The sequence below is a fragment of the Streptomyces sp. NPDC102441 genome (assembly GCF_044765585.1).
Lineage (GTDB): Bacteria > Actinomycetota > Actinomycetes > Streptomycetales > Streptomycetaceae > Streptomyces.
Map to the genome: position 1 here is coordinate 298,339 of NZ_JBIWKH010000003.1, position 11,393 is coordinate 309,731.

8 protein-coding genes are annotated in these 11,393 nt (G+C 69.8%); 7 read left to right on the plus strand and 1 reads right to left on the minus strand.

Annotated elements, in window-relative coordinates:
• Window positions 1-321 precede the first annotated feature (321 nt).
• The 4 genes from ACIREO_RS07615 (at window position 322) to ACIREO_RS07630 (ending at window position 7,117) form a co-directional block, all read left to right on the plus strand.
• Entirely contained in the window at window positions 322-1,269 is a 948-nt protein-coding gene (locus tag ACIREO_RS07615; RefSeq protein ID WP_404106379.1) for a hypothetical protein, read from the plus strand.
• Between the two features lie 131 nt (window positions 1,270-1,400).
• Entirely contained in the window at window positions 1,401-2,369 is a 969-nt protein-coding gene (locus tag ACIREO_RS07620) for a sugar phosphate isomerase/epimerase family protein (RefSeq protein WP_404106380.1), read from the plus strand.
• Between the two features lie 83 nt (window positions 2,370-2,452).
• Window positions 2,453-5,752 (plus strand): PQQ-dependent sugar dehydrogenase, encoded by a 3,300-nt coding sequence (locus tag ACIREO_RS07625; RefSeq protein WP_404106381.1) that lies wholly within the window; start codon window positions 2,453-2,455, stop codon window positions 5,750-5,752.
• 180 nt (window positions 5,753-5,932) lie between these two features.
• Window positions 5,933-7,117: an ROK family protein gene (locus ACIREO_RS07630; protein ID WP_404106383.1), complete on the plus strand. Its 1,185-nt coding sequence runs from the start codon at window positions 5,933-5,935 to the stop codon at window positions 7,115-7,117.
• Window positions 7,118-7,153: 36 nt separating this feature from the next.
• On the opposite strand, the gene ACIREO_RS07635 is transcribed toward ACIREO_RS07630, so the two are convergent.
• Window positions 7,154-7,942, minus strand: a complete 789-nt coding sequence (locus ACIREO_RS07635) for a DeoR/GlpR family DNA-binding transcription regulator (protein WP_404106384.1) — start codon at window positions 7,940-7,942, stop codon at window positions 7,154-7,156.
• A 259-nt stretch (window positions 7,943-8,201) separates the two neighbouring features.
• Between ACIREO_RS07635 and ACIREO_RS07640 the strand changes: the two genes are divergently transcribed.
• From ACIREO_RS07640 to ACIREO_RS07650, 3 genes are all read left to right on the plus strand, one after another.
• Complete coding sequence (locus ACIREO_RS07640; protein WP_404106386.1) at window positions 8,202-9,263, plus strand: sugar ABC transporter substrate-binding protein; 1,062 nt, start codon at window positions 8,202-8,204, stop codon at window positions 9,261-9,263.
• A gap of 38 nt (window positions 9,264-9,301) precedes the next feature.
• The gene (locus tag ACIREO_RS07645; protein ID WP_404106388.1) at window positions 9,302-10,144 is read left to right on the plus strand and encodes an ATP-binding cassette domain-containing protein; all 843 of its coding nucleotides are present in this window, start codon (window positions 9,302-9,304) and stop codon (window positions 10,142-10,144) included.
• Between the two features lie 122 nt (window positions 10,145-10,266).
• Complete coding sequence (locus ACIREO_RS07650; RefSeq protein WP_404106766.1) at window positions 10,267-11,391, plus strand: sugar ABC transporter permease; 1,125 nt, start codon at window positions 10,267-10,269, stop codon at window positions 11,389-11,391.
• Window positions 11,392-11,393: the final 2 nt, after the last annotated feature.

Below are 11,393 nucleotides of genomic sequence, written 5' to 3' on the forward strand. Positions count from 1 at the left end.
CTTTTGATGAATCATCAGAAAGTTCAGGCGATTCGCACCGAACCTCTGGACAGCCTTCACCCCGCGTCCTAATCTCTCGGCTCATCGAGACATGCGTTTCGTCCCGGTAGCACCGCAGCCGATCGGCGTTCACTCGCACGTTCTCCACCTCACGAGTCTTTCCAGGTCTCTCCCCCCACGGCCGGGCCGTCGCCCGACACGAGGCAGTGCGCGACCGCCCTGCGGCGGTCGTCGCTCACGCACCGTTCAGCACCCCGTCGAGAGACGGGGAACCCGGCCGGGTCACCGACCCCGCCGTGACCGCAGCGGAAGGGAAGCGACATGAAGATCCGTACGTTCATCGCCACGGCCTCACTGGTGGCATCCGGGAGCCTGGTGGCCTTCTCCGGCTCCGCCCAGGCCGCGCTCTACACCACCTGTGTCGGTGACGGCGGGGCCGTTACCGTCAGCAACGACCTGGTCGTACCGGCCGGGAAGTCCTGCACCCTCACCGGCACGAGAGTCAAGGGCACGGTGACGGTCGAGGCCGGAGCCGACCTCGTGGCGTCGGGTGCCACGTTCAACGGCGCGGTCACCGTCGAGGAGAACGCCTATCTCGACCTCACCGACACCACCGTCAAAGGCGCGCTGAGCAGCAATTCCGCGTTCGGTGCGCACCTGGAGAAGAGCAAGCTCAAGGGCGTCGAGGCCACCGGGGGATTCGTCTACGCGGTCGACTCGACCCTCGGCGGCGACGTCAGCACGGAGAGCGGCGAGCTGTACGTCTCCGGCAGCACGCTCAGCGGCTCGCTGACGGGGAGCGGCAACCAGTACAGCGACGTGTACGACAGCACGGTCAAGGGCGCGCTCGACGTCAGCGGGAACACCCTCGGCGGCGTGTTCTGCGCCGGCGAGGTGTACGGGGCCGCGACGTACGCGGGCAACGCAGACACCCTTCAGATCGGCGGCGAGGGCCCGCTCGGATCCTGCGCGGGCGCCTCGTACTTCGGCGGCAGTCTGACGGTCACCGACAACACCGCGAAGGCCGTGCTGGACAACGCGATCGTGCGCGGCGGGCTCACCGCGACCGGCAACGACCCCGTCCTGGTCGTGGGCGAGCTGGCGCGAATCCGTGGCGCCGTCACGGGAGAGACCGCCGCCGCGTCGTCCTCGCGCTCGGCGAACAGGGCGGCGCCCCAGGACCGTGGTGCCGGCCTCGCCGAGAAGGCCGCCGCCCGCGCCGCCGAGGCGCGTGCCGACGCCCACAGCGCCGGCACGTCCCGCCTCTGACACCGGGCGGCACAGGCAGCGGGCACAGACAAGGGCCACAGGCACAGGCAGCGGCGTGCGCCGCCGGGCAGCAGCCCCGGCAGCGCGCGCTCCGATCCGAACCCTCTCTCTCCCATTCTCCAGGAGTGACCGTGAGCCACATTCACAAGTCCTTCGACCGCAGAGACTTCCTGCGCGCCACCATCGGCACCACCGTGGCCCTCGCCGCAGCCTCCGTCACCGGGGCCGCCGCGACCTCCGCGGTCGCCACACCGAGCAGTCTGTCCATCCCCAAGGACCGCATCGGTATCCAGCTCTACAGCATCCGCGACAAGGTCAGCTCGCTGGGCTTCGCCGTCGTCCTACCCGAGCTGGCCCGGATCGGCTACAAGGAGATCGAGTTCGCCGGGTACACCCAGTCCACCTCCATCCTGGGCCGGCAGATCACTCTCCCGGAGATCCGCGAACTGCTCGACGACCACGGTCTGCGCGCCGTCGGGAGCCACGTCGGCATAGGCAACCTGCGCACCGGTCTCCAGGCCGAGCTGGACGCCGCGCAGATCCTCGGGATGCCGCACGTGGGCACCGCCAACGCACCCTCGAACGTCAACACGGTCGCGGGCTACCGCGCCGCCGCCGACGAGTTCAACGTCTGGGGTGCGGCGGCGACCGCCCGTGGCCTGAAGCTCTACCAGCACAACCACGCGGGCGAGTTCGCCTTCGCCACCGACCAGCCGTCGGTCCGGCTGTACGACGTGTTCCTCAAGAACACCGACCCGCGCCATGTCTATCTGGAACTGGACATCTACTGGGCGTACGTGGGCCAGTACCGCTGGCCCGGATTCGACCCCGCCGCGTACGTGCGGAACCAGCCCTACCGCTATCCGCTGTTCCACATGAAGGACGGCGACGCCAACGCGGCGAGCGCCAACGGCTTCGACATCGTCGAGTTCGGCGCCGGTGACCTTCCGTACGAGAGGTTCGTCCGCGACATCGGGCCGCGCGCCTCGCACCTCGGCATCTGGGAGCAGGACACCGCACCCAACACCCAGCCCGACCCGCCGGGTTCGCTCGGCGCGGCCGAGCGCAGCTTCACGGCGCTCGAGGGACTCCTCGCCTGAAGGAGCCACAGAACCGGCAGGCGCCCCCGCGCGAGCGCCGCATGTCCGCTCCTTACCGCCAGCGACCGAGGAGACATATCACCGTGCACCGCACCCTGAGACGCCTGATAACGGGGGTCCTGCTCATGGCACTGCCCGCGCTGGGCGGTGTGGCCCTCGCGCCCGCCGCCCAGGCGCACCCGGGCCATGAACACGCCCTGGACTGGTCCAACTACGAGAAGGTCACCCTGACGAAGGACACCGGCGAGCCGATCGACCTCGCCGTGCTGCCCGACAGCCGTGTCCTTCACACGGCCCGCAACGGCGACGTACGGCTCACCGACCCAGGCACCGGGGTCACCAGGGTCATCAACCACGTCGACGTGTACCAGAACTCCGAGATGGGGTTGCAGACGGTCACGCTCGACCCGGACTTCGCCACCAACAACTGGGTGTACCTGTACTACTCGCCGCCGCTGAACACCCCGGCCGGGTCGGCGCCGGAGCGGCTGCCCGCCGGGCAGGACGACTCGTACTGGAAGCAGTGGGAGGGGTACGACACCCTGACCCGCTTCAAGTGGACCGGCGACAAGCTCGACCTCGCCACCGGGCAGGAGATCATCCGGGTCGACACCAACCGCGGTCAGTGCTGTCACGTCGCCGGTGACGTGGACTTCGACGGGGAGGGGAACCTCTACCTCGCGACGGGGGGCAACACCCCGGCGTCGGGCCCGAATGTCAACGGCTACACCCCGATCAACGACGCGGCCGGCTCCAACCCGGGGCTCGACGAGCGCCGCGGCTCCGGCAACACCAACGACCTCCGGGGCAAGATCCTCCGGATCGATGTCCAGGAGGACGGGAGTTACACCATCCCGGAGGGGAACCTCTTCGAGCCCGGGACGGACCGGACCCGTCCCGAGATCTTCGTGATGGGCCTGCGCAACCCCTTCCGGCTTGCGGTGGACCCGGAGACCGACGCCGTGATGTGGGGCGACTACGGCCCGGACGCCGGCACCGCCGACCCGAACCGCGGTCCGATGGGATACGTCGAGTGGCAGACCACGACCAAGGCCATGAACAGCGGCTGGCCGTACTGCACGGGTGACAACAGCAAGCCCTACCGGGACTTCGACTTCGCCACCCTCACACCCGGCGCCGCCTTCGACTGCGCGGCGCCGGTCAACGACTCCCGCTGGAACACCGGCCTGACCGAGCTGCCCCCGTCCGTACCGGCCACCCTCTGGTACGGCGACCGGGACACCGACCAGCCCTGGCCCGAGCTGACCGCGTTCCGTGGCCCCGGCGGGCCCGGTGGCCAGGCCCCGATGGGCGGTCCGGTCTACCACTACGACGCGGACAACACGTCACCGGGCAAGTTCCCCGAGTACTGGGACGGCAAGGCGTTCTTCGGCGAGTTCTCCCAGGACTACGTCGCCGCGCTCACCCTCGACGGGCCTGACGGACCCGTGAGCAAGCTGGAGAACCTCCTGCCCAACAGCGAGCGCTCGCAGAACGGCATCCCGGCGTGGGACAACCCGATGGACCTGGAGTTCGGACCCGACGGCGCGCTCTACGTCCTCGACTACGGCGACGGCTTCTTCCGGCAGAATCCCGACGCGGGCCTGTACCGGATCGACTACGCCGAGGGCAACAAGGCACCCACTGCCGTGATCAAGGCCGACCGGACGTCCGGCCAGGCGCCTCTGGAGGTCTCGTTCGACGCCACCGGCTCCAGTGACCCGGAGAACGCCGGACTCACCTACCAGTGGGACCTCGACGGCGACGGCACCTTCGACGCCACCGGGCCCACGGCCACCCGTACGTATCCGGAGAACGGGCAGTTCCAGGCCCGTCTGAAGGTCTCCGACCCGCAGGGCAAGTCCGGTCTGTCGAGCCGCCAGATCACCGTGGGGAACACGGCCCCGACCGTACGCATCACCTCGCCACCCGACGGCGGGTTCTTCAACTGGGGCGACGCCGTGCCGTACGGCATAGCCGTCGAGGACCCTGAGGACGGCGCCACGCCGGACTGCGCCAAGGCCGCCTGGACCTTCGGTCTGGGGCACAACGAGCACGGGCACCCAGTCAACAGCGGCACCGGCTGCACGGGTGGCGTCGCGACCCCTGCCGACGCGGGTCACGGCGACACCGAGAACGTCTTCGGTGTCCTCGGGATCACCTACACCGACAAGGGCGCGGGCGGGGTCCCGGCGGCGACCGGCGACGCCCAGGTGGTGCTCAATCCGGCGCTCATGCAGGCCGAACACCACGACTCCGCGGAGGGTGTCACGATCACGGACGACACGACGGCTTCCGGACAGCGCAAGCTGACCTCGTTCGACGCGGGCGACTGGATCGCGTACGACCCGGTGTCGTTCGCCGGGATCACCGGGGTGCAGACCCGTGCCAGTGGTGCCGGCACCCTGGCGCTGCGCTGGGGCGCGGCCGACGCGGAGCCGTTCGCCACGGTGCAGGTTCCCGCCGGCGAGGGCTGGCAGACCGTCACCACCGCGCTCGCCGACGCCCCTCCGGGGAGCGGTGAGGTCTTCGTCACCAGCTCCGGCGGTGTCGAGCTGGACTCGCTGACCTTCCAGGGCGCGGGCGTCGCGGACAAGACCGCGCCCAAGGTCACCGCCACGCTCGACCCGCCCCGGCCCGACGGTGACGACGGCTGGTACACCCGCAACGTGTCGCTCGCTGTCTCGGCGACCGACAACGGGACGGTCGCCGGCCGTCAGTACTCGGTCGACGGCGGAACGACGTGGCGGTCGGCCGACGCGGCCGTCACCCTGTCCGCTGAGGGTGCCACGACCGTCCGGTACCGGGCGACCGACAACGGGGGCAACGTCTCCGAGGTGGGTTCGCTCACCGTCCGGATCGACCGCACAGGTCCCACGGTGGCGGTGAACGGTGTCGACGCCGACGGTGAGTACGGGGACTCCGAGCGTCCGACGCCGGTCTTCTCGGCTCAGGACGCGGTGTCCGGCGGGGCGACCGCGACGGCCGCACTGGACGGCGAGGCCGTCACCTCCGGTCAGGTGCTGGAGCTGTGGCGGCTGCCGCTCGGGAACCATGAGCTCACGGTCAGGGCCCGGGACAAGGCCGGCAACACCACCACGAGAACGGTGGCCTTCACCACCCGTACCTCCTACGCGGACATCCGGGCGCTGATCACCCAGCTGCGGGCCGACGACCTGATCACGGCCCGGGGAGAACAGCGGCTGACCGTCCGGCTCGCCCAGGCCGAGGCGCACGCCGACGCGGGCCGCACCGGCCAGGCCACGGCCGTACTGGAGTCGTTCGCCGGCTACACATCCGACACCGCTCTGGTGCCGGACAGTGCGGCGGGCGCGGCGCTGGCACGGAGTGCGCGGGCGCTGAAGGGAGGCTCCACCGGCTGACGCCGAGACGTACGAGCTGCCCCGCTGTCACCGGCGGGGCAGCTCCGTACCCGGACTGCGGCTCCGGGGGAAGTTTCGTGAACGAGGCGACAACTTCCGGAGGTCTGTGCAAAGTTGACGGAAACCGCCCTCTCGACAGCTCCTGAGGACTGTCAGTGGGCGTCCAGAGGAAGTGAGTCCGTGAACATCCAGTACCGCGTGTTGAGTCTGCTGCGTGACAACGGCCCGCTCTCGCGCGCTCAGCTCGCGGACCGGCTGGAGGTTCCGCGCCCGCGGCTGCTGGGCGAACTCGACCGCATGCTCGACGCCGGGCGGGTCCGTGAGGCAGGCCCCGCCGCGTCGCGCGGCGGGCGGCGCTCGACCCTCGTCCAGCTCGACCCCGGTGTGCGGTTCGCCGCCGTCGATCTGGGCGCCAGCTCCATCGACATCGAGATCACCGACGGTTCGCTCGCACCGGTGGCCTCCTGCTCCGAACCGGCGGACATCCGGTCCGGGCCCGCCGTCGTGCTCGGGCGCGTCAGCGAACTTCTGCGCACGATGGCCGGGCCGGGGCATTACACACAGCTCGACGCGATCGGCATCGGGCTTCCGGGGCCGGTCAGTTTCCGGGAGGGCGTGCCCGTCTCGCCGCCGATCATGGTGGGCTGGAACCGCTTCCCCGTACGCGACACACTCGCCCGCGCGCACGGCTGCCCCGTCGTGGTCGACAACGACGTCAACGTCATGTCCCTCGGGGAACAGCACAGCGGGGTCGCGAGGACCGTCGACCATCTGCTGTTCGTGAAGATCGGCAGCGGTATCGGCTCCGGCATGCAGCACCACGGCCGGATCTACCGGGGCGCGGAGGGCTGCGCCGGCGACATCGGTCATGTCCAGGTCGACGCCGAGGCGGGCGGTCCGGTCTGCTCATGCGGGAACACCGGCTGTCTGGAGGCGTACTTCGGAGGGGTGGCACTGGCCAGGGACGCGACCGAGGCCGCGAGGTCCGGCCGGTCGCCCGCTCTTGCCGAACGACTGGCGCGGGGTGAGTTGACCGCGTTGGACGTCGCGGAGTGTGCGGACGGCGGGGACAGCACGAGCGTCGGCCTGGTCCGTGCGGGCGGCCACCGGGTCGGGCAGGTCCTCGCCACTCTCGTCAGCTTCATGAACCCGTCGATGATCGTGATCGGTGGCGGCCTGGCCGGGCTCGGCTATCCCCTCCTCGCGGAGATCCGCAGCGTCGTGTACAAACGCTCGCTCCCCCTCGCCACCGGCAATCTGCCCATCGTCATGTCCGAACTCGGCCCTCGCGCCGGAGTCGTGGGCGCCGCACTGCTGGCGAGCGAACTCGCGTACGGAGAGACGTCGTCGGCGGGCCCGGGCTGATGTTAGCCCGCCGTCCGGCGACGGCTACGGCTACGGCTACGGCCATGGCTGCTCCGGGCGGGCCACGAGGACCTCGGCCCCCTCCGCCTGAAGGGCGTCGAGGTCGAAGGCAGGGATACCGGAGTCGACGATGACGAGGTCGAAGGCGGTCACGGGGGCCAGCTGGTAGAGGCCGCGGCGGCGGAACTTCGTATGGTCGACCAGAAGGATCTTGCGCGCACAGGCATCCATGAGGGCCCGTTTCACCGCCACCGTCTCCTGCGACTGGTGGTAGCAGTGGCCACGGGTGATGGCGGTCGTGGAGGCGAAGAGCGTGTCGGCGCTGAGACTGGTCACGGCGTCCACGGTGCGCAGGCCGAGGAAGGCGTCGTAGGCGGGGTAGTAGGTGCCGCCCAGGGAGATGAGCTCGATGCCCGGGCTGCCGGCCAGCGTCTGGGTGACGGGGCCGAAGTTGGTGATGACGGTCAGCGGGGCGCGCCGGCCCAGGAGACGCGTCAGTGCCAGAGCCGTCGTGCTGTCGTCGATGACGACCGCTTGCCCGGGCCTGACCAGAGGCAGGGCGGCGCGGGCGATGGCGTCCTTCGCCGCCGTCATGGCGCGGGCGCGGTGGCGGACGTCGCCGTGGAAGGCGGTCGACGGCTGAGCGGTCGCGCCGCCGCGTACCTTTCGCAGCCAGCCCCGGTCCTGCAGGTGGTCGAGGTCCCGGCGGATGGTCATGGCGGTCACGCCGAGCTCGTCGGCCAGCTGCTCGATCCGGACGAACCCCCTGTCGACGACGCGTCCCCTGATCCGCTCCCTGCGTTCGCGGGGATTCCTGCCGCTCATGTCGGCAGGCTGCCGGTCCTCCGGTCCCATAAGTGCTCCTGTTCATTTTCTGTGAAGTGAACATCCTCGGACCTGACCCCGTTCGCCTCGTTCGTCCACTCCTTCCGGCGGACGGCCTGTGCGTCTCCGTACGCCGAACGAACATCGAAGACCGGGGAAGCAGTACAGCAATTGTTCAATTACTGCGGTCCGTTGACACAAATGAAACATCTGAGTTTCCTGAACGTTGCCTTCACTGTCCATGAGCAGGGAGTGGAACATGAGAAGACCGGCACGTCTTGTTCTCACCGGCATCCTCGCCATGGGCGCGCTCGTATCGTGCGCGGAGGAACCGGCCACCAGCGGTTCCGGCGGCGGCAGTGGCGCGGTCGCCTTCCTGATGCCTGACCTCGCCTCCACGAGGTACGAGCAGTACGACGCCCCACTCTTCAAGAAGCGCATGGGTGCGCTCTGCGAGGAATGCAAGGTCATCTACCAGAACGCCGACAGCGACGCGTCGTTGCAACAGCAGCAGGCCAACTCCGCGATGGCGCAGGGCGCGAAGGTCATCGTGCTGGACCCGGTCGACTCCGACTCGGCGTCCACCATCGTGCAGACGGCGCATTCCCAGGGCGTCAAGGTGATCGCCTACGACCGCCCGGTTTCCAAGAACCCCGCGGATTTCTATGTCTCGTTCGACAACGAGGCGATCGGCGAATCCATCGGCCGGTCGCTGGTCGGCCGTCTTGAGAAGTCGGGAGCGAAGGGCGGCCTGCTCCAGGTCAACGGCTCTCCGACCGACGCCGCCGCCGGGCTGATCAAGAAGGGCATCCACACGGCGATCGACGACAGCGGGTTCGAGCTGCTCGCCGAGTACGACACCCCGGACTGGTCACCGGAGAAGGCCCAGCAGTGGACGAGCGGGCAGATCGCGCAGTACCCCGGCCGCATCGCCGGCGTGGTGGCCGCCAACGACGGCACCGGGGGCGGAGCGATCGCGGCCTTCAAGGGCGCCGAGCTGAAGGTCCCGCCGGTCACCGGCAACGACGCCGAGCTGGCGGCGGTCCAGCGCGTCGTCTCGGGCGACCAGTACAACACCGTCTCCAAGCCCATCAAGACCGTCGCGGAGGCGGCCGCGGAGGCCGCCCACCAGCTGATGGAGGGCGAGAAGCCCAAGGCCGGGTCGACGCTCTTCGACACACCCTCACAGCTGTTCGAACCGACGGTGGTGACGCAGGAGAACTTCGAGGAGGTCGTCTTCGGCCCCGACGGGGTGTTCAAGACCGAGGAGGTCTGCACCCGCGTGTACGCCGACGACTGCCGGCGGCTGGGCATCGGCTAGCGGTGCCGCCAGAGCGAGAGGCCTTAGGGAGGGTGCCCATGACAAGCTCCGCGATCCCCGGACCGGCCGCAGGAGCGGACCCCGGAATCGACGGGACCGCTGTGCTGTCGCTGAGGGGCGTGAGCAAGCGGTTCGGCGCGGTCGCCGCGCTCACCGGGATCGACCTCGATGTCGCGGCCGGTGAGGTGGTCGCCGTGGTCGGGGACAACGGCGCCGGCAAGTCCACCCTCGTGAAGATCCTTTCAGGGGTGTACGCGCCCGACGAGGGAACGGTCTCCTTCCACGGCCGGGAGGTCTCGTTCGACTCCCCGGGCGCGGCACACGCGCTGGGTATCGCGACCGTCTACCAGGACCTGGCACTGTGCGAGAACCTCGACGTCAAGGCGAACCTCTTTCTGGGCCAGGAGATCCGGCCCTGGATGCTGGACGACGTCGCCATGGAGAAGCGGTCCTGGGAGCTGCTGCGCGAGCTGTCTGCCCGGATCCCCACCCTCGACGTCCCGGTGGCCGCTCTCTCGGGCGGCCAGCGGCAGACGGTGGCGATCGCCCGGGCCCTGCTCGGCCGGCCGGAGATCGTCCTGCTCGACGAGCCGACGGCCGCCCTCGGTGTCGCGCAGACCGCCGAGGTGCTCAACCTCATCGAGCGGCTGAAGGGCAACAGGCTCGGCGTCGTCATGATCAGCCACAACATGGAGGACGTCCGGGCCGTCGCCGACCGGGTGGCGGTGCTCCGGCTCGGCCGCAACAACGGCGTGTTCGACGCCCGGCAGGTCTCGTCCGAAGAGGTGGTCGCCGCGATCACAGGGGCCACGGACAACGCCGTTTCGCAGCGGGCCGCGCGCCGCGCGGCCCTCTCTCGGGAAGAGGAGGGACAGCCGTGACCTCTCTCGGTTCTTCGGTGGCTGCGGCCACCGACCGGCAGGACGAGCTTCCGGGGGCACAGCACGGCTTCCGCGACAGCGTCCGCGTCACGGTCCGCCGGGCCCGGGACGGCGACCTGGGAATGCTGCCTGTCGTCGCCGGTGTCGTGGTGACCTGGACGATCTTCCAGTCGCTGAATCCGACGTTCCTGTCCAGCACCAACCTGGTGAACCTCGCCTTCGACATGGTGTCCCTCGGTGTGATCGCGCTGGGCATCGTGTGCGTGCTGCTGGTCGGCCAGATCGATCTGTCGGTGGGTTCCGTGAGCGGTGTCGCCGCCGCGACGACGGGCGTGGTGATGGTCCGCCACGAGCAGTCGATGTGGCTCGCGATCCTGGTGGCGGCCGGTGTGGGCGCCCTGATCGGCTGGCTCTACGGGCAGGCGCTCAACCGCTTCGGCGTGCCCAGCTTCGTCGCGACCCTGGGCGGTCTCCTGGCCTTCCTCGGAACCCAGTTGTGGATCCTGCGCGGCCAGAACGCCATCAACCTGCCGTACGACTCCTCCCTCGTGAAGTTCGCCCAGGTGTGGTTCGTCCCCGAGGCGCTCTCCTACGCCCTGATGGTCCTGGCGGCCGGTGGCTTCCTCGCCGTCGGCTGGGCCCGTGCACGCAGTCGCCGCCGTGCCGGACTGTCGTCCCTGTCGCCGCGCTGGCTGGTGGTGCGGTCGGCCGTGCTGGCGGCGGCCCTGCTGTTCGCGGCGTACTACCTGAACCGCACCCGCGGTGTGCCGTGGATGTTCATGCTCTTCGTCTGCCTGGTGCTGATCCTGCACTACGTCCTCACCCGGACCGGATTCGGCCGGTCCCTGTACGCGGTGGGCGGCAACCCGGAGGCTGCCCGCAGGGCCGGAATCAACGTACGCGCCGTGTACACCGCCGCGTTCGTCATGTGCTCCACACTCGCCGCCACCGGCGGGGTCCTGGCCGCCGCCCGGCTCGCGGCCGCGAATCAGAGCACCGGCACCGCGGACGTGAACCTCAACGCCATCGCCGCCGCCGTGATCGGCGGGACCAGCCTCTTCGGCGGCCGGGGTTCCGCCTTCGCCGCCCTGCTCGGCGTCCTCGTCATCCAGTCGATCTCCAGCGGGCTCACCCTGCTCAGTCTCGACTCCTCGTACCGCTTCATCATCACGGGCTGCGTGCTGCTGGTCGCCGTGGCCCTGGACTCCGCCGCCCGCCGTTCACGCCAGGCACACGGAAGGGGCTGAGG

Coding starts and splice junctions, on each gene's coding strand:
- ACIREO_RS07640 (WP_404106386.1), top strand. CDS start 8,202: ATGAGAAGACCGGCACGTCTTGTTCTCACCGGCATCCTCGCCATGGGC.
- ACIREO_RS07635 (WP_404106384.1), bottom strand. CDS start 7,942: ATGAGCGGCAGGAATCCCCGCGAACGCAGGGAGCGGATCAGGGGACGC.
- ACIREO_RS07615 (WP_404106379.1), top strand. CDS start 322: ATGAAGATCCGTACGTTCATCGCCACGGCCTCACTGGTGGCATCCGGG.
- ACIREO_RS07645 (WP_404106388.1), top strand. CDS start 9,302: ATGACAAGCTCCGCGATCCCCGGACCGGCCGCAGGAGCGGACCCCGGA.
- ACIREO_RS07650 (WP_404106766.1), top strand. CDS start 10,267: ATGCTGCCTGTCGTCGCCGGTGTCGTGGTGACCTGGACGATCTTCCAG.